The sequence below is a fragment of the Streptomyces sp. NPDC044984 genome, from assembly GCF_040646935.1.
Taxonomy (GTDB): domain Bacteria; phylum Actinomycetota; class Actinomycetes; order Streptomycetales; family Streptomycetaceae; genus Streptomyces.
In genome coordinates this window covers 33,065-54,948 of the sequence record NZ_JBEZBE010000035.1, presented here as the reverse complement: position 1 = coordinate 54,948, position 21,884 = coordinate 33,065, and the positions used below count along the sequence as shown (strand labels likewise).

At 73.5% G+C, this 21,884-nt stretch carries 23 protein-coding genes; 10 read left to right on the top strand and 13 right to left on the bottom strand.

Features of this window, described 5'->3' with window-relative positions; all coding sequences use genetic code 11:
• Positions 1-49 precede the first annotated feature (49 nt).
• The 3 genes from AB0A94_RS30785 to AB0A94_RS30775 all read right to left on the bottom strand — a co-directional run bounded on the left by AB0A94_RS30785 (position 50) and on the right by AB0A94_RS30775 (position 3,146).
• On the bottom strand, positions 50-625 hold the full coding sequence (locus AB0A94_RS30785; RefSeq protein WP_361749232.1) for a PadR family transcriptional regulator: 576 nt from the start codon (positions 623-625) through the stop codon (positions 50-52).
• A gap of 31 nt (positions 626-656) precedes the next feature.
• Positions 657-2,672 (bottom strand): NADPH-dependent 2,4-dienoyl-CoA reductase, encoded by a 2,016-nt coding sequence (locus AB0A94_RS30780; RefSeq protein WP_361749231.1) that lies wholly within the window; start codon positions 2,670-2,672, stop codon positions 657-659.
• Positions 2,673-2,774: 102 nt separating this feature from the next.
• Positions 2,775-3,146 carry a hypothetical protein gene (locus tag AB0A94_RS30775; RefSeq protein WP_361749230.1) on the bottom strand — a complete coding sequence of 124 codons (372 nt, stop codon included), beginning with the start codon at positions 3,144-3,146 and terminating at the stop codon, positions 2,775-2,777.
• 241 nt (positions 3,147-3,387) lie between these two features.
• Between AB0A94_RS30775 and AB0A94_RS30770 the strand changes: the two genes are divergently transcribed.
• Positions 3,388-5,469 carry a SpoIIE family protein phosphatase gene (locus tag AB0A94_RS30770; protein ID WP_361749229.1) on the top strand — a complete coding sequence of 694 codons (2,082 nt, stop codon included), beginning with the start codon at positions 3,388-3,390 and terminating at the stop codon, positions 5,467-5,469.
• A gap of 6 nt (positions 5,470-5,475) precedes the next feature.
• Here the strand turns inward: AB0A94_RS30770 and AB0A94_RS30765 are convergent, their stop codons facing one another.
• Positions 5,476-6,285: a putative protein N(5)-glutamine methyltransferase gene (locus AB0A94_RS30765; RefSeq protein ID WP_361749227.1), complete on the bottom strand. Its 810-nt coding sequence runs from the start codon at positions 6,283-6,285 to the stop codon at positions 5,476-5,478.
• A 589-nt stretch (positions 6,286-6,874) separates the two neighbouring features.
• Between AB0A94_RS30765 and AB0A94_RS30760 the strand changes: the two genes are divergently transcribed.
• The 5 genes from AB0A94_RS30760 (at position 6,875) to AB0A94_RS30740 (ending at position 11,041) form a co-directional block, all read left to right on the top strand.
• Positions 6,875-7,480, top strand: a complete 606-nt coding sequence (locus AB0A94_RS30760) for a sulfite oxidase-like oxidoreductase (RefSeq protein ID WP_361749226.1) — start codon at positions 6,875-6,877, stop codon at positions 7,478-7,480.
• Between the two features lie 13 nt (positions 7,481-7,493).
• Positions 7,494-8,297, top strand: coding sequence for a ferredoxin reductase (locus AB0A94_RS30755; RefSeq protein ID WP_361749224.1), 804 nt, complete (start codon positions 7,494-7,496; stop codon positions 8,295-8,297).
• Positions 8,298-8,462: 165 nt separating this feature from the next.
• Complete coding sequence (locus AB0A94_RS30750) at positions 8,463-9,044, top strand: hypothetical protein (protein ID WP_361749222.1); 582 nt, start codon at positions 8,463-8,465, stop codon at positions 9,042-9,044.
• 162 nt (positions 9,045-9,206) lie between these two features.
• The gene (locus AB0A94_RS30745) at positions 9,207-10,175 is read left to right on the top strand and encodes an acetylxylan esterase (protein WP_361749221.1); all 969 of its coding nucleotides are present in this window, start codon (positions 9,207-9,209) and stop codon (positions 10,173-10,175) included.
• Positions 10,176-10,297: 122 nt separating this feature from the next.
• Positions 10,298-11,041 carry a GntR family transcriptional regulator gene (locus AB0A94_RS30740; RefSeq protein WP_361749219.1) on the top strand — a complete coding sequence of 248 codons (744 nt, stop codon included), beginning with the start codon at positions 10,298-10,300 and terminating at the stop codon, positions 11,039-11,041.
• On the opposite strand, the gene AB0A94_RS30735 is transcribed toward AB0A94_RS30740, so the two are convergent.
• A complete protein-coding gene (locus AB0A94_RS30735; RefSeq protein WP_361749218.1) occupies positions 11,038-11,766 on the bottom strand; it encodes a class I SAM-dependent methyltransferase in 729 nt (242 codons plus the stop codon). The two genes, AB0A94_RS30740 and AB0A94_RS30735, sit on opposite strands and share 4 nt — an antisense overlap.
• Positions 11,767-11,770: 4 nt before the next feature.
• Positions 11,771-12,334, bottom strand: a complete 564-nt coding sequence (locus AB0A94_RS30730) for a PadR family transcriptional regulator (RefSeq protein ID WP_361749217.1) — start codon at positions 12,332-12,334, stop codon at positions 11,771-11,773.
• 69 nt (positions 12,335-12,403) lie between these two features.
• Between AB0A94_RS30730 and AB0A94_RS30725 the strand changes: the two genes are divergently transcribed.
• From AB0A94_RS30725 to AB0A94_RS30715, 3 genes are all read left to right on the top strand, one after another.
• Complete coding sequence (locus tag AB0A94_RS30725) at positions 12,404-12,808, top strand: nuclear transport factor 2 family protein (protein ID WP_361749215.1); 405 nt, start codon at positions 12,404-12,406, stop codon at positions 12,806-12,808.
• Positions 12,809-13,173: 365 nt separating this feature from the next.
• Complete coding sequence (gene rho / locus AB0A94_RS30720) at positions 13,174-14,313, top strand: transcription termination factor Rho (RefSeq protein WP_361749214.1); 1,140 nt, start codon at positions 13,174-13,176, stop codon at positions 14,311-14,313.
• 92 nt (positions 14,314-14,405) lie between these two features.
• Positions 14,406-15,569: a serine hydrolase gene (locus tag AB0A94_RS30715; RefSeq protein ID WP_361749213.1), complete on the top strand. Its 1,164-nt coding sequence runs from the start codon at positions 14,406-14,408 to the stop codon at positions 15,567-15,569.
• Positions 15,570-15,607: 38 nt separating this feature from the next.
• On the opposite strand, the gene AB0A94_RS30710 is transcribed toward AB0A94_RS30715, so the two are convergent.
• Positions 15,608-16,624, bottom strand: a complete 1,017-nt coding sequence (locus tag AB0A94_RS30710) for an asparaginase (RefSeq protein WP_361749212.1) — start codon at positions 16,622-16,624, stop codon at positions 15,608-15,610.
• Entirely contained in the window at positions 16,624-17,298 is a 675-nt protein-coding gene (locus AB0A94_RS30705) for a FadR/GntR family transcriptional regulator (RefSeq protein WP_361749265.1), read from the bottom strand. The genes AB0A94_RS30710 and AB0A94_RS30705 overlap by 1 nt, the downstream gene beginning before the upstream one ends.
• 242 nt (positions 17,299-17,540) lie before the next feature.
• On the opposite strand from AB0A94_RS30705, the gene AB0A94_RS30700 reads away from it, so the two are divergent.
• Positions 17,541-18,587: an acyl-CoA desaturase gene (locus AB0A94_RS30700; protein WP_361749211.1), complete on the top strand. Its 1,047-nt coding sequence runs from the start codon at positions 17,541-17,543 to the stop codon at positions 18,585-18,587.
• On the opposite strand, the gene crcB (AB0A94_RS30695) is transcribed toward AB0A94_RS30700, so the two are convergent.
• From crcB (AB0A94_RS30695) to AB0A94_RS30675, 5 genes are all read right to left on the bottom strand, one after another.
• Positions 18,584-18,958: a fluoride efflux transporter CrcB gene (crcB, locus tag AB0A94_RS30695; protein WP_361749210.1), complete on the bottom strand. Its 375-nt coding sequence runs from the start codon at positions 18,956-18,958 to the stop codon at positions 18,584-18,586. The genes AB0A94_RS30700 and crcB (AB0A94_RS30695) overlap by 4 nt on opposite strands.
• Positions 18,955-19,302 (bottom strand): DUF190 domain-containing protein, encoded by a 348-nt coding sequence (locus AB0A94_RS30690; RefSeq protein ID WP_361749209.1) that lies wholly within the window; start codon positions 19,300-19,302, stop codon positions 18,955-18,957. The genes crcB (AB0A94_RS30695) and AB0A94_RS30690 overlap by 4 nt, the downstream gene beginning before the upstream one ends.
• Positions 19,299-19,742 carry a fluoride efflux transporter CrcB gene (gene crcB / locus AB0A94_RS30685; protein WP_361749208.1) on the bottom strand — a complete coding sequence of 148 codons (444 nt, stop codon included), beginning with the start codon at positions 19,740-19,742 and terminating at the stop codon, positions 19,299-19,301. The genes AB0A94_RS30690 and crcB (AB0A94_RS30685) overlap by 4 nt, the downstream gene beginning before the upstream one ends.
• 75 nt (positions 19,743-19,817) lie before the next feature.
• Complete coding sequence (locus tag AB0A94_RS30680; RefSeq protein ID WP_361749207.1) at positions 19,818-20,075, bottom strand: helix-turn-helix domain-containing protein; 258 nt, start codon at positions 20,073-20,075, stop codon at positions 19,818-19,820.
• 158 nt (positions 20,076-20,233) lie between these two features.
• Entirely contained in the window at positions 20,234-21,793 is a 1,560-nt protein-coding gene (locus AB0A94_RS30675) for an arabinogalactan endo-1,4-beta-galactosidase (RefSeq protein WP_361749206.1), read from the bottom strand.
• Positions 21,794-21,884 lie beyond the last annotated feature (91 nt).

Genomic DNA, 21,884 nt, shown 5'->3' with positions numbered 1-21,884 from the left:
CACGTCCGACGCGCTCCGGGCGGGCGGCCGGCGTCGACCCGGCGCGGTGTCACGCCTCCCGCGCGCCCGGACCCTCGGGTGCGCCGGCGTCCGGCAGCCGGGCGAACTCCGCCAGCGCGTGGTCGAGCCACTGGGTCCAGAAGGTCTCCAGGTCGATGCCGGCCCGCAGCACCAGATGCCGCAGCCGGTCCTCCGGTCCGTCCTTGCCGGGCGGGAAGTCGCGCTGCTCGATCTCCCGGTACTTCTCCAACTGCCCTTCGTGCAGCTCCCGGTGGCGCCGCAGATCGGCCTCCAGGCCCTCGGTGCCGACCACGGCCGCCGCCCTCAGCCGCAGCAGCATCGCGTCGCGGAGCGGCTTGGGGTCCTGGGACGCGGCGGTCCAGCGGGCCAGCTCCTCCTGCCCCGCCGGCAGCACCTCGTACGCCTTCTTCTGTCCCCTGGCCGGCTGTTCGGAGGCCAGGGCCCTGATCAGGCCCTCGGCCTCCAGTTTCCCCAGCTCGCGATAGATCTGCTGGTGCGTGGCGGACCAGAAGTAGCCGATCGACTTGTCGAACCGGCGGGTCAGCTCCAGCCCCGACGACGGCTTCTCGAGCAGGGCGGTGAGGATCGCGTGCGGGAGTGACATGGGCTCATCCTAGGGACGGGCCGCGCGCCCGCTACAGCGCCGCCGCCAGCTCGGTGCCCTGCTTGATGGCGCGCTTGGCGTCCAGTTCGGCGGCCACGTCGGCGCCGCCGATCAGGTGGACGGCGCGTCCGGCGGCGACCAGTTCCTCGTAGAGGTCGCGGCGCGGCTCCTGACCGGTGCACAGGACGACGGTGTCGACCTCCAGGACGGTGCTCTCGCCGTCGACGGTGATGTGCAGTCCGGCGTCGTCGATCCGGTCGTAGCGCACGCCCGCGACCATGGTGACGCCGCGGTGCCTGAGTTCGGTGCGGTGGATCCAGCCGGTGGTCTTGCCGAGGCCGGCGCCGACCTTGGACGTCTTGCGCTGCAGCAGGTGGACGGTGCGCGGCGGGGCGGTGCGCTCGGGTGCGGCGAGGCCGCCGGGGGCGCGGTAGTCGAGGTCGACGCCCCACTGGCGGAAGTACGTCTCGGGGTTCTCGTGCGCCTTGTCGCCGCCGTCGGTGAGGAACTCGGCGACGTCGAAGCCGATGCCGCCCGCGCCGAGGACCGCGACCCGGTCGCCGACGGGAGCGCCGTCGCGGAGGACGTCGAGGTAGCCGAGGACGCTTCTGTGGTCGATGCCGGGGATGTCGGGGACGCGGGGGGTGACGCCGGTGGCGACGACGACCTCGTCGTGGCCGGCCACGGCGTCGGCGGTGACGCGCGTGTCCAGGCGTACGTCGACGGCCAGTTCGGCGAGGCGGGTGCGGAAGTAGCGCAGGGTCTCGTCGAACTCCTGCTTGCCGGGGACCTTGCGGGCCACGTTGAGCTGGCCGCCGATCTCGCTCGCGGCGTCGAACAGGGTGACGTCGTGGCCGCGTTCGGCGGCGCTCACCGCGCAGGCGAGGCCGGCCGGGCCGGCGCCGACGACGGCGACGCGCTTGCGGCGGCGGGTCGGGGAGAGCACCAGCTCGGTCTCGTGGCAGGCGCGCGGGTTGACCAGGCAGGAGGTGATCTGCCCGCTGAAGGTGTGGTCGAGGCAGGCCTGGTTGCAGCCGATGCAGGTGTTGATCGCCTCGGGCCTGCCGTCCGCGGCCTTGGCGACGAAGTCGGGGTCGGCGAGCATCGGGCGGGCCATGGACACCATGTCCGCGCAGCCCTCGGCGAGCAACTGCTCGGCGAGTTCGGGGGTGTTGATGCGGTTGGTGGTGACCAGCGGCACCGACACCTCGCCCATGAGGCGCTTGGTGACCCAGGTGTAGGCGCCGCGCGGCACGGAGGTGGCGATGGTGGGGATGCGGGCCTCGTGCCAGCCGATGCCGGTGTTGATGATCGTGGCGCCGGCCTCCTCGACGGCCCTGGCCAGAGTGATCACCTCGTCCAGGGTGGAGCCGCCGGGCACCAGGTCGAGCATGGAGAGCCGGTAGACGACGATGAAGTCCTCGCCGACCGCCTCGCGCACCCGGCGGACGATCTCGACGGGGAAGCGCATGCGGTTCTCGTAGGAGCCGCCCCAGCGGTCGGTGCGGTGGTTGGTCTGCGTGGCGGTGAACTCGTTGATCAGGTAGCCCTCGGAGCCCATGATCTCGACGCCGTCGTAGCCGGCCCGCCGGGCGAGGCGGGCGGCGCGGGCGTAGTCGTCGATGGTGCGCTCGACCTCGGCGTCGGTGAGCTCGCGGGGCGGGAAGGGGCTGATCGGCGCCTGCACGGGGCTGGGGGCGACCAGGTCCCGGTGGTAGGCGTACCGGCCGAAGTGCAGGATCTGCATCGCGATGCGCCCGCCCTCGCGGTGCACCGCGTCGGTGACGGCCTGGTGCTGCCGCGCCTCGGCCTCGGTGGTGAGCTTCGCACCGCCCTCGTAGGGCCGCCCCTCGTCGTTGGGGGCGATGCCGCCGGTGACGATGAGGCCGACCCCGCCGCGGGCGCGGGCGGCGTAGAACTCGGCCATGCGGGAGAAGCCGCCCTCGGCCTCCTCCAGGCCCACGTGCATGGAGCCCATGAGGACCCGGTTGGGCAGGGTGGTGAAGCCCAGGTCGAGGGGGGTCAGCAGGTGGGGGTAACGGCTCATCGGGCCCTCCGTGCGCGGTGTCGTGCCTGTAGTTGTAAGGCACGCGCACCGCCTTATGCAACTAGTTGCATAAGAGACGGAGGGCACACGGGGCCGGGAGCGTCACCGGTTTTCGAGGCGTACGTGCAGCTCCTCCTCCTGGTCGCCGGGGACCGTGCTCAGGTCGTGCACCGTGAACAGGGAGCCCAGGGTGGTGCGGAACCGGTCGATCGCCCAGTAGCCGCCGTGCGCGTCGGCGTCGACCGACGCGGTCAGCCGGGCCCCGGGCCGGGCGCCCTCGCGGGCGTCGGCGACGTCGAAGGTGCCGAGCCAGACCGTCGGGCGGGTCTCGGAGAACTCCTCCGGCACGTCGTCGGAGCACCGGTCGGACGCGAAGCACGCGCACAGCGTGTCGAACACGATCCGGGCGTCGTCCTTGCTGCATCCGCTGATCTCGACCGAGACGGATTCCGGGTGCGGTCGCTCGCTGCCCATCGTGATCGCTCCTCTCGTGGCCACGCCGTCCCCGCCCCCCACTCAGCAAAGCACCACCCGCCGAAGAGCACTACCCGCGCCGCCGCCGCGGTGCCGACTTCGCGGGGCGCCCGCCCCGATGGTGGGGGAAGCTGGAACCGGACGGCAGGAGCGGCGGAGAATCGGCCCCGCACGCGGTAGAACAAGGGGTGTCGGCACGGTGAAGACGTGCCGTGGGAATCAGGTGAAGGCGGGGCGTGCGATGAGTACAGCGGGGTCACCCCCGGCCGACGGCGACGGGCCGGTGCGCGGGCCGGTGCGTCCCAGCGGGCTGCTCGACGTGCTGCGGGTGGCCTCGGTGGTCCTGGACACCGAGGGGCGGATCGTGCTGTGGAGCCCCCAGGCCGAGGAGCTGTTCGGGTACGAGGCGCGGGAGGCCCTGGGCCGGTACGCCGCCCGGATCATGGTGCACGAGCAGCATCTGGACCTCGTGGTGAAGCTCTTCGCCGACGTCATGCGCACCGGCCGGAGCTGGGCCGGGGCCTTCCCGATCCGGCGCAAGGACGGCGGCACCCGGTTGGTGGAGTTCCGCAACATGCGGCTGCTGGACGACCGGGGGAACGTGTACGCCCTCGGTCTGGCGGTCGACCGGTCGACCGTGCGCCGGCTGGAGCGGGACGTGGCCCTGTCCACCCGGATCGTCGCCCAGTCCCCCATCGGGCTGGCCGTGCTGGACACCGATCTGCGCTACGTCTCGGTGAACCCGGCGCTGGAGCAGATCAACGGCGTGCCGGCCGAGGAGCACCTGGGCCGCACGGTCCGGGAAGTGCTGCCGCTGGTGGACACCGAGGTGTTCGAGACCGCCGCGCGCCGGGTCCTGGAGACCGGCCGGCCCGTCGTCGACCGGGCCACGACCGGCCGGACCCCGGCCGATCCGGACGAGGACCACACCTGGGCGGTCTCGCTGTACCGCCTGGAGAACGCGCTCGGCACGGTGCTGGGCGTGGCCGTGTCGGTGGTGGACGTCACCGAGCGGTACCGGGCGAACGCCGAGGCCGAGACCGCGCGGCGGCGGCTCGCCGTGATCGCCGACGCCACCGCCCGGATCGGCACCACCCTGGAGCTGGACCGCACGGCCGGTGAGCTCGCCGACGTGGCCGTGCCGGAGCTGGCCGACGCGGCGGCGGTGGACCTGCTGGACGCGGTGGTGCGGGGCCGCCGCAGCACCCTCGGCCCCGCCGAGCCCGCGGTGATCCGGGCGCTGGCGGTGCGCGCGGTGGACGCGGCCGAGGTCCTGGCGGCGGCCGACCCGCCGGGCCGCGTGACCCGGTACGCGCCGGACCGGCTGATCACCGAGTGCGTGCGCACCGGACTGCCGGTGATGGTGCCGCAGGTGAAGGACGAGGACCTGGCGCGGATCGCTCGCTCCCCGGAGGCGGCCGCGCAGCTGGCGCGGGCGGGTGTCCACTCGTACCTGGCCGTGCCGCTGATCGCGCGCGGGGAGGTGCTGGGCGCCCTCGACCTCATCCGTACGCGCAGTCCCCGTCCGTTCGACGAGGACGACCTGCTGCTCGCGCGGGAGCTGGCCTCCCGCGCGGCCGTGCAGATCGACAACGCCCGCTGGTACCAGAACGCCCGCGACACCGCCCTCACCCTGCAGCGCAGTCTGCTGCCGAGCCATCCGCCCGTGACGGGGGGCCTCGAGGTCGCCTCCCGCTACCAGCCGGCGGGCGCCACCAGCGAGGTCGGCGGCGACTGGTTCGACGTGATCCCGCTGGAGGACGGCAAGACGGCCCTCGTCGTGGGGGACGTGATGGGCAGCGGCATCCCCGCGGCGGCCACCATGGGCCGGCTGCGCACGGCGACCCACACCCTCGCCTCCCTCGACCTCGATCCGGCCGTCCTCCTGGAGCACCTGGACCGGATCACCGGCGGCCTGGACCAGGCGATCGCGACCTGTGTCTACGTCGTCCACGATCCCCGCGAGCGGCGGTGCACGATCGCCAACGCCGGGCACCTGCCGCCGGTCCGGGTGCGGGCGGGCCACGCCCCCGAACTGCTCGACCTGCCCACCGGGGTACCGCTGGGAGTGGGCGGGGTCGCCTTCTCCACGACCACCGTCGAGCTGGAACCGGGCGACCGGCTGGTGCTCTACACCGACGGTCTCGTCGAGACGCGCCGGCATCCGCTGGACGAACGCCTGGACCGGCTGCTGGCCCTGCTGGACCACCCCGGCGACTCCCTGGAGGAGGTCTGCGACCTGCTCCTGCGCACGCTGCACGAACCCGACAACGCCGACGACGTGGCCCTGCTCATCGCCCGCGCGACGGCCCCGGCCCCCTGACCGGTCCTACGGCCGCACGCCGATCACGACATGGGCGTACCGCTCGTCGCAGACGGCCAGGCGGGTCCGCAGGCCGGCGGCGGTGAAGGCGCCGACGGCGGCGGGGGCCTGCCGGCTGCTGGTCTCCACCAGGAGGCAGCCGCCCGGCACGAGCCACCCGGGCGCCCCGGCGGCGACCCTGCGCAGCACGTCGAGGCCGTCCGCGCCGCCGTCGAGCGCGGCCGGCGGCTCGTGGTCGCGGGCCTCCGGGGGCAGCAGGCCGATCTCGTCGCTGGGCACGTACGGCACATTGGCCGCGAGGATGCCGACGCGGCCCCGCAGGTCGCCGGGGAGCGCCGCGAACAGGTCGCCGGTGTGGACCCGTCCGCCGAACCCGGCGACATTGCGGCGGGCGCAGCGCACGGCGGCCGGGTCGATGTCGGCGGCGTGCAGCTCGACCGCGCCGAGTCCGGCGGCCAGGGCCGCGCCGACGGCGCCGGAGCCGCAGCACAGGTCCACGACGACGGACGCGTCCGGCGCCTGGGCGAGCGCCTGTTCGACGAGGAACTCGGTGCGGCGGCGGGGCACGAAGACACCGGGTTCCACGGTGATGCGCCGGCCGTGGAACTCGGCCCAGCCGACGACGAGTTCGAGGGGCGTTCCGGCCGCCCGGCGCTCGACCATCGGGGCGACGTCCTGGGGGGTGGGCGCGGCGGAGAGGATCAACTCGGCCTCGTCCTCGGCGAAGACGCAACCGGCGGCGCGGAGCGCGGCCACGACGGCGTCACGGGACGGGGACGGCGGGACGGCGGAGGGAGAGGGTGACGGGGACGGCATGTGCGGCAAGAGCCTGAGCCTTTCGGGAGCCGAAGGGCGCTCTCGCGGTCACCTACTGCCGGTGGTCCGCGTCGCTTCGAGGTGAGAGCACCCGACCTGACACAGCGGTGATGGGTCTCACCTCCTCGGCGATCTCAGGCCGGGACGGTCCGCAGCCGGACGGTCACAGTACCCGACGATCACTGCCGCTGTACGGTGCTTCGGTAACCCGGGACCGCGGAGAGGGGGGTGCGCGGGTGGCGGCGGCCGGGGGTGCGGGGCCGGCCGGGACGGGAGGGCGGTCTTCGCCCGCCGTGCCCGCGCGTCGGCCGGACGTACGCGTCCCGGGCCGGCACCGGTGTCGTGCAGGCCGCTCGGGCGGCCGGGTGTCGCACACGCCGCCCGGGCAGCCGGGTACGAGCGGCGGCCGCGCACCGGGCGGGCCGACGGTGAGCCGCCGGGTGGCCGGAGCGCCGCACCGCGTGGTCCGGCTCCCGGGCGGACCGGCCCGCGGGGCCGTGACCGGCCTGGCACCGCGTCGGTCGCGGACACCGCGTACGGTTGAACACGGAAACACTTGAGCACCAGTCGCAACGGAATCGCCGATCACGTGAACATCACCCGAGGCTTCACCGGCCGCCCTCGCGTGCACAACCCCGGACTGCCGCCGGGTCAGTACGACGCGGGCGACGAATGGCCCGTCCTGTCCGCCGAGGTCACACCCGACCTCGCGCCCGCCGACTGGACCTTCCGGATCGACGGGCTGGTGGCGGAGCCCCGCACCTGGGACTGGGAGCAGGCGCACGCGCTGCCGGCCTCGGCGTACGAAGGGGCCATCCACTGTGTGACGAGCTGGTCGAAGTTCGGGGTGCGGTTCGGCGGCGTCTCGCTGGACGCGTTTCTGCATGTGGTCCGGCCCCATGAGTCGGCCACACATGTGGTCGCGTATGCGCACACCGGTTACACCACCAGCCTGCCGCTCGCGGATGTGACCGGCGGCCGGGCCTGGATCGCCTGGGAGTACGACGGCCGGCCGCTGCCTCCCGAGCACGGCGGCCCGGCGCGGCTGATCGTGCCGCACCTGTACTTCTGGAAGAGCGCCAAGTGGATCGCGGGGCTGCGGCTCCTCGACCACGACGAGCCGGGTTTCTGGGAGGGCAACGGCTACCACGCGCGCGGCAATCCCTGGGAGGAGCAGCGGTACTCCGGTGACTGAGCGGACGACACCGATGACACAGACGGCACAGGTGACACAGACGGCACGGACGTCGCCGGCCGCGCCGGAGCGCTTCGCTCCGCCGACGCGGTTCGCGGTGCCCGGGCGGATCGGCGTGAGCGAGCAGACCGCGTCCGTGTGGCGGACGGCGACCCTGACCGGGATCCGCCACGAGACCCCGCGGGCGACGACCTTCCGGTTCGCCGTGCCCGGCTGGCCGGGGCACGTGCCCGGTCAGCATCTGCTGCTGCGGCTGACCGCCGAGGACGGCTATGCGGCCCAGCGCCACTACTCGATCGCGTCGGCACCGGACGACTCCGGGCACATCGAGCTGACCCTGGACCACGTCGAGGGCGGCGAGGTCTCGGGCTGGTTCCACACGGTGGCCCGCCCCGGTGACCGGGTCGAGGTGCGCGGCCCGCTCAGCGGCTTCTTCGCCTGGCCGGGCGACCGGCCCGCGCTGCTGGTGGGCGCCGGCTCCGGAGTGGTCCCGCTGATGTCGATGGTGCGGCACCACCGGGCCCGGGACATGAGACTGCCGCTGCGCCTGCTGGTGTCGGCCCGCAGCCCCGAGGAGCTGATCTACGCGCGGGAGTTCGGCGCGGAGACGACTCGGGTGTTCACGCGCAGCGCCCCGGAAGGTGTGCCCGTGGGACGTATGACGGCCGCACATGTGGCGCCGCTCCTGGCCAAGCAGCCTCCCAGTGGGTGGGAAGCCTATGTGTGCGGATCCAACTCCTTTGCCGAGCACGCCTCCAGGCTGCTCGTGGCGGCCGGCCAGCCCGTGGAGCGGATCCGGATCGAGCGCTTCGGCTGACCGGGACGCCCCCGTCGGGGCACCCGCCGTTTCGCACAGCCCCGGCCGGGCACCCGGCCGGGGCTGTTCCGTGGGTGCCGCGTGCCGCGGAGGGACGCCGGGGGCCGCCGCCGCGTACGGCCCCGTCCCTGTCCCCCGGCCGTGGTGACGGCAGGGAGGTCCGAGATGCGAACGCGGGTGCTGTACCGGCGCCGGCGCAGTCCGCTGTGCCGCCGCTCGGACGTCGTCGAGGAGTGGACGGCGCTGGCCGTCGCCGTGCTGCTGTGTGTGGCGGCACCGCTGGTGGGGGCGCTCGCCGCCCGGTGGGCGTACGGTGAGGCGCGGGCGGCCGCCGAGGAGCAGCGCGCCGACCGCCACCGTGTGCGCGCCGAGGTCGTGGAGCGGTCCACGCGGGTGCGGACCGCGGCCCAGGCCGGCGGTCGGCATGTGTTCCGTGCGGACGTGCGCTGGACGGAGCCGGGCGAGGGGCCGCGCACCGCCGTCGCCCGCGTCCCGGCGAACGCGCGCCCCGGCGACGTGGTGCACGTGTGGTTCGACTCCCGTGGGCGCAACGTGCCGCCCCCGGTCGACGACGCCTCGGTGTGGCAGTACGGCATCGGCATGGGGACCGGCGCCGCGGGAGGCACCGCGGCCGTGGTGCTGCTCGCGCACCGGGCGGTGCGCGGGGCGACGATGCGCCGCAGGCTGGCGGAGTGGGAACGGGCCTGGGCCCGCACCGGCCCGGAGTGGACGCACCGCGGCGTCTGAACCGACGTCCGCCGCCCGTCGGCCGCCTCCTGCGGACACCCCGAAAGCAATCGCTTTCCACGCCCACCACCTGGGACTTTCCCCGGAACCTCTGGCGATGGCGCCAATGATCCACGTACGGTGTCATCGCTTCGCACTGTCTCTTCACGAAGGCGGTCCCTGATGGCCCTGTTCGACCTCCCCCTCGACGAACTGCGCGCGTACCGCAGCGCGTCCACCGCGCCCGAGGATTTCGACGCGTTCTGGTCCAAGACGCTCGAGGAGGCACGCGCGTACGACCTGGACGCCCGTTTCGAGCCGGTCGACACGGGACTGTCCACGGTGCGGGTCTTCGACGTGACGTTCGCCGGGTTCGGCGGCCACCCCGTCAAGGGCTGGCTGACGCTGCCCGCCGACGCGGACGCCCCGCTGCCGCTGGTGGTGGAGTTCATCGGCTACGGCGGTGGCCGCGGGCTGCCGCACGAGCACCTGCTGTGGGCGTCCACGGGCCGGGCCCACTTCGTGATGGACACCCGGGGCCAGGGCAGCGCCTGGGGCGCCGGCGGCGGTACGGCGGACCCGGTGGGCGGCGCTCCGGCGTATCCCGGTTTCATGACGCGCGGCATCGACGCGCCCGAGAACTACTACTACCGCCGGGTGTTCACGGACGCCGTACGGGCGGTGGAGGCGGCGCGGTCGCACCCGCTGACCGACGCGAGCCGCACGGTCGCCGTGGGCGGCAGCCAGGGCGGGGGCATCGCCATCGCGGTGGGCGGACTGGTCCCGGACCTGGCCGGCGTCGCGCCGGACGTGCCGTTCCTGTGCGACTTCCCGCGCGCGACGACGCTCACCGACCGGCAGCCGTACCGGGAGATCGGCTCCTACCTCAAGACGCACCGCGGCCGCTTCGAGGACGTCCTGCGCACGCTGTCCTACTTCGACGGCGTGCACTTCGCCGCCCGCGCCGGCGCGCCCGCCCTGTTCTCGGCGGCCCTGGAGGACCAGACCTGCCCGCCCTCGACGGTGTTCGGGGCCTTCAACGCCTGGGCGCACGACGACAAGGCGATCGAGGTGTACGACTTCAACGACCACGAGGGCGGCGGCGCGTTCCAGGAGGCGGCCAAGCTGCGCTGGATGCGCTCCTACATCTGAGGGGACCGTACGGTTCCGGCCGAACCGCCGGACCGCTCTTCCCTGGTGGTGTATACCAATGGTAGATGTGGTGGCGCAACGAGCCCGCACGGCTACGGACCGTCATCACCAGGAGGCGCGGCATGGCCCGCACCACCCCGCAGGACCCCTCACCCACCGAAGGGGAGCCCCTCTACCGGAGGATCGCGACGGAGTTGCTCGGCGAACTGCGGGACGGAACGATTCCGCCCGGCGAACGCCTCCCCGGCGAACGGCGGTTGGCCGAGCACTTCGAGGTCAGCAGGGAGACCGTACGGCAGGCGCTGGAGGTGCTGCGCCGTGACGGACTGGTCGCCACCGACCGGCGGGGCAGCCACGCCACGCTGCCCGGCCTGCCGGTGGAGACGCCGGCCTCGTCCGGCTTCCCGCTCGGCGCGCGGTGCGCCGGCCGGGACGCGGTGGCCAGGGCCACCGTCGCCTGGGAGGCTCCGCCGCCCGGCCACGCCGAGGAGCTCGGAGTGGCCCCAGCCCGGCCCACGCTGGTGCACCGCTACTGGTCCGCGTCGGCCGGCGGACGGGACCTGCGGACGGCGGTGACATCGTTTTCCGCCGTGGCGCTCGCGGAGGTCGAGGAACTGGGGCGCTACCGCGACCGGGCCGACGGCACCGGCGCGGCGGAGCTGTGGCGGGCCTACGACTGGATGCGCCGGGCGGGTCTGTCCCTGCACCACCGCGACACCATCACGCCGGTTGCGGGGACGCCGTCGGTGCGGGTCACCCGGCGGGTGCGGGACCAGTACGCCCGCCCGCTGGAGATCACCGAACTCGTCATGGACGCCCAGGAGGACGCCCTGGTCTACGAGTTCACGGTGCCGTCCGCCCGTTAGGCGTCCGCCCGCGCGGCGACGACCAGCCGGACCTTCGGGCTGCCGTCCCGGCGCCGTCCGAACTCGGGCAGCGCCCAGAACTCCACCCGGAATCCCGCGCGGACCAGTTCGCGCCGCATGTCGCCGAAGCGGAAGGTGCGGTAGTACATGACGAACGGCGGGCGCCAGACGGCGTTGCGCACCCGCATCACGGCGTCGAACCCCAGCAGCGTCCCGTAGGTGAGGGAGCCCGGCCGGGGCGGCGCGACCACGGGGAAGACGAAGCGCCCGCCCGGCCGCAGCACCGAGCGGACCTGGGCGAACAACCCCGGCAGTTCACGGGGCAGGAAGTGCCCGAACGCGCCGAAGCTGACCACGAGGTCGAACACCGGCCCGAACGGCAGTGCCCGCGCGTCCGCCCGCACCCAGCCGACCGGCGGCCCAGGCGGCCGGACGCGCTCCCGCGCGACGGACAGCATGCCGGCGCTGAAGTCCACGCCCGTGACGCTCTTCCGGCACACCTGGCCCAGCACCTCCACGCCCGCGCCGGTGCCGCAGCACAGGTCGAGGCCGGCGTCGAAGGGTCCCGTCCGCCGCAGTGCCGAGGCGGTGGCGTCGAGCACCGAGTCGGGCGTGCGGAAGGGGGTGTGGTCGAACTTCGGCGCGAGGAGGTCGTATCCGCGCTCGACGGACGACAGCGCCTGGACGACGAGTTCACGCAGGCGGGGGCCTTCGGGGCTGAACATCCGGTCAGCGTAGTCGAGCGCGGTGGCGCACCACGGTCAGCGTCCGCTCGCACCAGCGCAGGTTCTCCTCCTCGAAGGCGATTCCGCCCAGGAGGGTGAGGTACGGCCCGACCCGGTCGGCCTCGCTCAGGTACTCCTCCTCTGAGCGGCCGTCCAGCAGGCGTTCGCGCACGCGGGCGTAGTGGGCGAGCTTGCCGCGCGCCCACGCCATCCGTTCCTCGAGCAGCGCGGCCGTCGCCGCGGGGTCCGCGCCATCCATGGCCTGAATCTTGATCAGGAGTTCGTCGCGGATGGCGGTGGGCCGTCGGGGCGGCTCGGCGGCGAAGGCGCGCAGGTCGCCGCGGCCGGCTTCGGTGAGGGTGAACATCCGCTTGTCCGGGCGCCGTTCCTGCCGTACCACCCGGGCCTCGACGAGCCCGTCCCCCGCCAGCCGCTCGAGCTCCCGGTAGAGCTGCTGGGGGGTGCAGGCCCAGAAGTTGGCGAACGAGACGTCGAAGATCTTGGACAGCTCGTAACCCGAGGCCTCGCCCTCCAGGAGGGCGGCCAGGACGGCGTACTTCAGGGACATGTGGACACGTTAACAGCGAGTGATTATCCTCATCCGCACCTATTCAACAAGTTGAGTAAGGGAGTCGCGATGCAAGCGTTCCGGAAGGCGGTGGAGGCCCACGACCTCGACGCCGCCGTGGCACTGCTGGCCGAGGACGTCGTCTTCACCAGCCCGGTCGTGTTCAAGCCGTACACCGGCAAGGCGGTCACCGGGGCGATCCTGCGCGCGGTCGTGGAGGTCTTCGAGGATTTCCGGTACGTGCGCGAGATCGACGACGCGGCCGGACGCGACCACGCGCTCGTGTTCACCGCGCGGGTGGGCGACCGCCGGATCGAGGGATGCGACTTCATCCACGTCGACGACGACGGACGCATCGACGAACTGACCGTGATGGTCCGGCCGTTGTCGGGTGCGCAGGCGCTCGCGGCGGCGATGGGGGCACGGTTCGAACGGATCGCGGGCGAGGCGCGGGCCCAGAAGAACCCGGCCTGAACCCGCCTCGGAGCAGGACTTCGGCACACGGGCCCGCCGGTCGTCACCGGCGGGCCCTTCGTCCGTACGGGACCGCGCTCCCGTAGCCGCCACCGGCACCGGGTGGTACGCTGCTGACAGCGCCCGTGAAACGCCCTTCTTCGGCGTCGGTGCCATTTCTTCCACGTATTCTCCTCGGTTCGCCGCAACCGCCCGTCGTGACCGACCGGCGCACGGCTTTCCCGCACCACCTCGTCGGCAGGGTCTCTTCCCGCCGTGACCGGGTGCTGCTCTCCGCCGTCCGGAGGCGCGTGTCCGCCCTCCCGCGCGGTCTCCTCCTTCCCACCGCACGTTCCTGTCCGTCGTCCGCGAAAGGACCGGCCCCCATGACCACCACCACACTCGACCACCCTCCCGTACGGCAGCAGCCCCGGCTCGTCACCGGCGTCCTCGACATCGACGCGGCCGGGAAGGGGCGTCTGCGCGCCGAGAACTGCCTGCCCTCCCCCTCCGACCCGCCCGTCTCCCCCGCGTTGCTGCGCCGCCACGGCCTGCGCAGGGGCGACCTCGTCGAGGGCTTGTGCGGCGACCGGCGTGCCCTGACCGAGGTCACCCGCGTCGACGGCCGTGCACCCGACGCGCCGCACGCCCGGCGGCACTTCGGCGATCTGACGCCGCTTCACCCGCACCGGCGGCTGCGCCTGGAGCATCCGGCGTCCGGACCGGCCGGGCGGGTCGTCGATCTGCTCGCACCGGTCGGCAAGGGGCAGCGCGGGCTGCTCGTGGCGCCGCCCAAGACCGGCAAGACCGTCCTCCTCCAACAGCTCGCGGCGGCCGTCGCCGGCAACCACCCCGAGTGCCGGCTGATGGTGGTGCTGCTCGACGAACGCCCCGAGGAGGTCACCGACATGCGGCGCTCGGTGCGCGGCGAGGTGTACGCCTCGACCTTCGACCGGCCCGCCAAGGAGCACATCGCGCTCGCCGAGCTGGTCGCCGAACGGGCCAAGCGGCTCGTCGAGGCGGGCGAGGACGTCGTCGTGCTGCTCGACTCGCTGACCCGGCTGTGCCGGGCGTACAACAACGCGGCCGCGTCCGGTGGCCGCACCCTCAGCGGCGGCGTCGACGCCGCCGCGCTGCTCGGGCCCAAGCGGTTCTTCGGCGCCGCCCGTCAGACCGAGGAGGGCGGCTCGCTCACGATGCTCGCCTCCGCCCTGGTGGAGACCGGCTCCCGGGCCGACGAGTTCTGGTTCGAGGAGCTCAAGAGCACCGGCAACATGGAGCTCCGGCTGAGCCGTGAGGCCGCCGCGCGCCGGCTGTTCCCCGCCGTGGACATCACAGGATCGGGCACCCGGCGCGAGGAACTGCTGCTCACCCCGGCCGAGTTGACCGCCGCACGGGGTCTGCGGCGCGTGCTGCGGTCGCGGGACGGGCTGGCCGATCTGGAGACACTGCTGGGCCGGATGCGTGAGACCCCCGACAACGCGACGTTCCTGCGGCGCGTCCAGCCGACCCTGCCGGGCGGCTGACACCGCGCCGGCGTGTGGCATCCGGGTGCTCGCGGGCGGTCCCCGGCCGGGGCAGCGCGGTGTTCCGGGGAGTCCATTCCTACGTTTGCGGTATGACTATCGGATTTACTTCGCGGGGTGCCGTGTCGATCTGTGTGCTCTGCACGGCGAGCCTGCCGGCGGCGGGGCCCGCCGCGGCGATCGCCGGCGTGGATCCCGGACCGCGGGCGACGGCCGCGGCCGCGTCACTGCTGTACCGGCCCGGCACACACGTCCGCCCGCGCCCGGGCGCACCCGAGGTCCCGGATCCGTCCGCCCTGTCGTGGCTGGTGGCCGACGCCCGCACCGGCGACGTCCTGGCCGCGCACGACGCGCACCGCCGGCTGCCGCCGGCCAGCACGCTCAAGACGCTGTTCGCGCTCACCGTGCTGCCGGCCCTGCCGTCCGGTATCCGGCACCGGGTCAGCGCGGAGGAGCTGGCGGGCGTCGGCCCCGGCAGCAGCCTCGTCGGGGTGGTCGAGGACCGTACGTACCGGGTGTCCGACCTGTGGAACGGGGTCTTCCTCAGCTCCGGCAACGACGCCGTGCGGGTCCTGGCCGCGCTCAGCGGCGGCTGGCGGGCCACGGCCGAGCGGATGCAGGCCAAGGCCCGCGCCCTGGGCGCCCGTGACACCCGGGTGACGTCGCCCGACGGCTACGACGCGCCCGGCCAGGTGTCGTCGGCGTACGACCTGGCGGTGTTCGGCCGGGCCGGGCTGCGCAACGACGAGTTCGCACGGTACTGCGCCCGGCACGAGGCGCTGTTCCCGGCCCGCGACGGCGGCTCGTACGGCATCGTGAACACCAACCGGCTGCTCACCGGCGCGGACGGCGTCGAACCCTACGAAGGTCTGATCGGCGTCAAGAACGGCTACACCAGCAACGCCGGCAACACCCTCGTGGCGGCCGCGCGCCGGGACGGTCACACCCTCGTGGTGACGGTCATGAACCCCCGGTCGGGCGGCGGCCACGCGGTGTACGAGGAGGCCCGCGCGCTGCTGGACTGGGGCTTCGAGGCAGCCGGGCGGGTGAACCCGGTGGGCTCCCTGGACGCCCTGCGGCCCGCCCCGCTGCGCGGCCCGCAGCCGGAGTCCGCTCCCGTCCCGGCGGCCCGGAGGGACGACGCCCCGGCCCACCCCGCCCCCTGGACCATCGCCGGCGCCGCCCTCCTGGGCGCCGCGGCGGTGTCCCTGTACCTACGCCTCCGATGGGGTCCGGTACCGACGGATCAACAGTGACGAGAGCGCCCCCGAAGGGGCGCGGGGAACCGCGCGGGTCACGTCATGGCCGGTGCCGCCGCCGGATCCAGCGCGGGAACCGGCCGCACCTCCCCCACCGGCCGCCCGCCCCCGAGCAGCGCCTCTCCCCCGAACTCCGCGAGCAACGACGGATCCACACCGGCGTGAGCGAGCCCCGCCGCGGCCACCGGAACCCGCGCCCGCCCCGCCCCGTCGGCGATCTTCACGGCGACGGCGCGCCCGTCCGGCAGCGCGGCGACCTGCACGCCCTCGAACCCGTCCTTGGCGAGCAGCCCGGGAACCGCCCGCATCAACGCGGCCACGTCCCGGCCGGACCCGGAGGCCATCTCCGCGTGCTCCCGCATCGCGTCGGCGACGCGCGCCTCCGGGGTGCCGGACGCGGCGGTGGTGATCCGCGCGGCGGCGCGGGCGAGGCCGTGCAGGGAGACCGCGAACAACGGCGCACCGCAGCCGTCGACGGTGACCGTGGCGACGCGCTGGCCGGTGAGGTCCTCGACGATCTCGGCGATCGCCTGCTGGAGGGGGTGGGCGGGGTCGAGGTAGTCGTCGAGGGACCAGCCGTTCAGCCTGGCCGTGTACAGCATGGCGGCGTGCTTGCCGGAGCAGTTCTGGGCGAGCCGGGACGGCGGGCGGCCCTCGCGCACCCAGGTGTCCCGGACGACCGGGTCGAACGGCAGGTCGGGGACGTTGCGCAGGTCGTCCTCCGTCAGCCCGGCGAGCTCGAGGACGCGCCGGGCGCCGGCGAGGTGGCGTTCCTCGCCGGAGTGGCTGGCCGCGGCGAGCGACAGCAGCTCGCCGTCGAGCGGGAGCCCCGCGCGGACCATCGCCACCGCCTGGACGGGCTTGAGCGCGGAGCGCGGATAGCAGGCGGCCTCGATGTCGCCGAGCTGGAAGTCGACCTCGCCGTCGGGACCGAGGACGACGACGGAGCCGTAGTGGACGCCTTCGACGACCCCGCCGCGGATCAGGTGGGCGACGGGGACGTGGAGGGGCTCGCGGATCAGGGGTGCGTCCGCGGGGAGACTGCTGTACATCACACTGCCTGGTGGGAGTCGTGGGCCGGCGTGCGCGCGGAGCGCACGATGTCGGTGAGGGTCGTCTCGACGCGGTCGAGGTGGTGGGTCATGGCGTCGACCGCGTCGCGCTCGGAGCCGTCGGCCAGTGCCTCGACGATCACCCGGTGCTCGCGGTCGGACTGTTCGCGGCGGCCGCCGAGTTCGTTGAGGAAGGCGGACTGGCGGGCCAGCGCGTCCCGGATCTCCTCGATGACCCGGCGGAACACCGGGTTCTGGGCGGCCTCGGCCACGGTGAGGTGGAAGAGGGTGTCCATGGCGACCCACGCCATGGTGTCGGTCTCCCGTTCCATCCGGTCCAGCAGACGGGCCAGCCGGTCCAGGTTCTCCGGGGTGCGGCGCCGGGCGGCGTACCCGGCGACCGGGATCTCGATGTGCCGGCGCACCTCGAGGAGGTCACTGGCCGCGTAGTCGCCGAAGGTGGGGTCCTCCACGGCGTCGGCGACGACGAAGGTGCCCTTGCCGGTCCTGGACACGGTCAGGCCCATGGTCTGCAGGGCCCGCAGCGCCTCGCGCAGCACGGGCCGGGAGACCTCGAGGGCACGGCACAGCTCGGCCTCGGAGGGCAGCTTGTCGCCGATCGCGTACTCGCCGCGCTCGATGGCGCCGCGGAGGTGGGAGAGCACCGCTTCCATCGCGCTGACGCGCCGCGGACCCGCACCACCTGTCTGGCTGTCTGACAGGTTCACGGAGCCGATGGTGCGGGGACGGTGCGGGCACTGTCAAGCGGAGGACGACGCGGGGGGCCGTACGGGGCCGGGACCGAGTACGGGCCCGGGGTGGGGCCAGCCACACCCCGGTCGAGGGGGTCGCCGTCACCCCCTGACGGGGGCCACCGTCATTCCGTGCCGGGGAAATCGTTCACATACTCAAGCACATGGCCAATTCCACGATACCCAGTGATGTCCCGCGCACGCGTGAACGAGAAAAGGGAAGCGATTTCTCCGAATTGTCACGGCGCATGGCCGAGGCGGGGCTTCTGCGGCGCCGTCCGCTGTATTACACGGTGCGTTTCGGGGCCGTGGCGCTCGCGCTCGCGGGCTGTGTCACCGCGTTCCTCGTCCTGGGTGACAGCTGGAGCCAGCTGATCGTCGCCGCCGCTCTGGCCGTGGTGTTCGGGCAGCTCGGACTGGCCGCGCACGACCTGGCCCACCGCCAGGTGTTCTCCCGCCGGCGCCCCAGCGAGATCGGCGGGCTGCTGGTGGCCGACGTGCTGCTGGGCATGAGCTACGGCTGGTGGACGAACAAGCACACGCGCCATCACGCGAACCCCAATCACGAGAAGAAGGACCCGGACGTCGCCCCCGACATCATCGTGTGGTCACGGCGTCAGGCGAAACAGGCCACAGGGCCGGCGCGATTCATCGGAAAGCACCAGGCGGCCCTTTTCTTCCCGCTGCTGACCCTCGAGGGCCTCAATCTGAGTTTCAGCAGTTTCAAGGCGCTGCGCAGTCCGTCGATGAAGCGGCCGGTGCTGGAGGGCACCCTGCTCGTCGCCCATTTCGCCGTGTACTTCGGCGGGCTGTTCCTGGTCCTCTCCCCCGGCAGGGCGCTCGCGTTCGTCGCCGTGCACCAGGGGCTGTTCGGGCTCTACCTCGGATCCGTGTTCGCCCCCAACCACAAGGGCATGCCGATGATCGAGGAGGGCACCGAGCTGGGCTTCCTGCGCCGCCAGGTCCTCACCTCCCGCAACGTCGACGGCGGGGTGTTCGTCGACGCGTTCATGGGCGGACTGAACCACCAGATCGAGCACCACCTCTTCCCCAGCATGCCGACGCCGGCCCTCGGCAGGGCCCAGGTCATCACCGAGCGGTACTGCGCCGAGCTGGGCATCCCGTACTGCCGGACGGGGCTGCTCGCCTCGCACCGCCAGGCCCTGCGCCACCTCAGGCAGGTCGGGGAGCCGCTGCGCGGGAAGCGCTAACCCCACACGGCGTGGGCGAGGGCCGCGCCCGCGAAGGCCGCGCCCAGGCCGGCGGCCACGCTCGCCGCCACGTTCACGGCGGCGTAGCCGCGGGCGCCGGCCCCGGCCAGCCGGAGGGTCTCGTAGGAGAAGGTGGAGTAGGTGGTCAGGGCGCCGCACAGGCCCGTGCCAAGGAGCAGCTGGAGGCGGGAGTCCGCCGCGCCCGCGGCCACCGCGCCGGTGAGCAGGCCGAGGACCAGACTGCCGGCGACGTTGACCGTGAAGGTCCCCCAGGGGAACACGGAGTCGTGCCGGGACTGCACCGCGCGGTCGGTGAGGTAGCGCAGCGGAGCGCCGACCACGGCGCCCAACACCACGTACAGCCAGTTCACCGCGGCCCCTCGCCGCGCACGTGCCCGACGGCCTCGCAGCGGTCCAGGAGGACCAGTCCGTCGGTGACGAGCGTGTCGAGTTCCGGCAGGAAGGCCCGTACGCGCTCCTCGGTGTCGACCACGACGACCGCCACCGGCAGGTCCTCGCTCAGGGACAGCAGCCGGGAGGTGTGGACGACGGAGGAGGCGCCGAAGCCCTCGACGCCGCGGAAGACGCTCGCCCCCGCGAGCCCGGCCGCACGGGCCCGGTGGACGATCTCCGAACAGAGGGGCCGGTGGTGCCAGGTGTCGTTCTCGCCGACGTACACGGTCAGGCGGAGGACGGCGCCGGTCAGCCGGGTCATGGCTGCCTCCCGATCAGAACGCGGCGGGTCGCCGAGGCGGCCGCCCACACGGCGGCGAGCGCCGCGAGCGGGGTCACCGCGAGGTACCCGAGGCCGGCGCCCGCCCTGCCGGCGTCGAGCAGGTTCCGGACGTCGACGGCGTACGTCGAGAAGGTGGTGAAGCCGCCGAGGACGCCGGTGCCGAAGAACGGGCGCAGCAGGGGATGGGCGGTGCGGACCTCGGTGATGATCACCATGAACACGCCGATGACAGCGCAGCCGGTGACATTGACCCAAAGGACCGTCCAGGGGAACCCGTGCGCCGGGGTCGGCCACCACAGGGACGCCGCGTACCGGGCCGCCGCCCCCGCTCCCCCGCCGAGCGCGACCACGGCGACGACGGGGACCTGGGCGCGGAAGGCGTGGCGGGCTCGGAGGCCCTCGGTTTCCGGGACTGTCACCGTCGTACGTCTCCCACTCGCTCCGGCTCAGCGTAACGTCCCGGGACGCGGCGGGGCACGTCGCGGCCGTGGGCGCTACCAGCCCTTCTCGAACAGCCGCGTCACCTCGGCGATCCGCGCCTCGTCGCGCCGGTAGCGCACGCGCCCGGCAGAGCGGCCGGTGCGCAGCAGGCCGAGGGCCGTGAGCAGCCGCAGGTGGGTGAGGGCGGCCGGGCGGGGCAGGCCGAGCCGTGCGGCGACGGCCTCCGCGGTCAGGCCGTCGGCCGCCGCGTCCTGTTCCCGCAGCAGCGTCAGGATGCGCAGTCGCGTCCCGTCGACGGGGGTCCTCAGCATCTCGTACACCTCCGCGCCGGGCCTCGCGCTCCGGAGCCCTTCCACTCTGCCGCGCGCGAGGGCTCCGTGTCCCGGGCCGGAGGCACCTTGTCCGGGACTCAACGGGCCCGGTGGGAAACGCCGTTCGGCCCCGCCGCCGGCGGGCGGGGCCGGCGGGCTCACCGGTGGCGGAACCAGGCCATCGCGGGCAGCGCGCGGTCGTCGTAGCCGAACAGCGCCTGGTTCTCCCAGCCGTTGCCGGAGGACGGGTCGGCGGGGTCCCAGCCGTTGCCGGCGCGGGCGGTCCAGGTGGCCTCCCAGTAGAAGACGCCGAGGCCGCGGCCGTTCGGGACGGCCTCCACGATGCTCGCCACGTCGTTCATCCAGCGGGTCTGGCCGGTGGTGGACGCCGGGTAGCCGGGGACGAGTTCGGCGTCGAGGTCGATGATGTTCTCGAGGCCGTCCTCGGTGTCCAGGCGGAACGGGTAGGCCGTCTCGGCGACGAAGACGGGCTTGCCGTAGCGGCCGGCCGCGTCGTCCAGGGTCGTCTGGAAGTCGTGCAGCGTGCCGTGCCAGTAGCCGTAGTACGACAGGCCGATGGCGTCGAACTTCACGCCGTGGGAGACCGCGTTGTCGAACCACCAGCGGGTGCCGTCGAGGTCACCGCCCTCGGCGAGGTGCAGCGCGGCGACCGTGGACGGGCTGACCGCCTTGACCGCGTCGTAGCCGGAGTTGAGCAGTCCGGCGAGCTGGGTCCAGTTGTCGGTGGAGCCCTCGTTCCACAGCATGCCGCCGTTGATCTCGTTGCCCACCTGCACCATGTCGGCGGTGGTGCCCTGCTTCTTGAGGGCGCTGAGGACGTCGTGGGTGTGGTCGTAGACGTCCTTCTTCAGCCGCCCGTAGTCGTGTCCGGCCCAGGCGGCGGGCTTGTACTGCTTGCCCGGGTCGGCCCAGGCGTCCGAGTAGTGGAAGTCGACCAGCAGCTTCATGCCCTGCGCCTTGATCCGCTTGGCCATGGCCAGGACGTGCGCCTTGTCGTTGTAGCCGTCGGCCGGGTCCACCCAGACCTTCAGGCGGGCGTAGTTCATGCCGGCGGACCTCAGGATGGCGACCGGGTCTCCGGCGGTGCCGGACGCGGTCCGGTAGACCCCGCCCTTGGCCTCGCTCTTGGGCAGGGAGGAGATGTCGGCGCCCTTGACCGGCAGGCCCGAGGTGCCCCGGGTGAAGGTCAGGTCGTCGACGTTGATCCAGTCGCCGGCGCCTGCGTCGCTGTGAACGCTGATCGTGCACTGGTTGTTCGTCACCCGGACCGGCACGACGATCCGTATCCAGCCGGAGTCGGAGACCGGCAGGTCGGTGCGCTGTTCGGCGCCGCCGCAGTTCTTCAGGGCGAGGTACGCGGCGTTCTGGCCGCCGCCGGAGCGGACCCAGGCGGTGAGCTTGTAGTCGCCGTTGGCCAGGCCCGACAGGTACTGGTACGTCTCCGCCCGGTAGGCCGAGGACGACCAGTGGGACAGGCGGTGGCCGCCGCCGCGGCCGCCGGGCTCCGTGTACGAGGCGGCCGTGTCGCCGTACTCGGACCAGCCGGCCGGGGTGGCGGTGCCCGAACCGTCGCTCTCGAAGCCGCCGTTGGTGAGGGTGCTCGCGGCCGTCGCGGTCTGGGCGGGCAGGGCGGTGAGGGCGAGCCCGGCCACGAGCGGCGGCAGCAGGGCGCGGAGTGTGCGTCTGGGATGGAACATGGTCGTTCGTCGTCCCTTCGACGTGGGGAGGGGGGACGCCCGGCGCCCGGGGGCGGGGGCGGGTGGCCCCCTCCGCCCGCGGCCGGTGTGC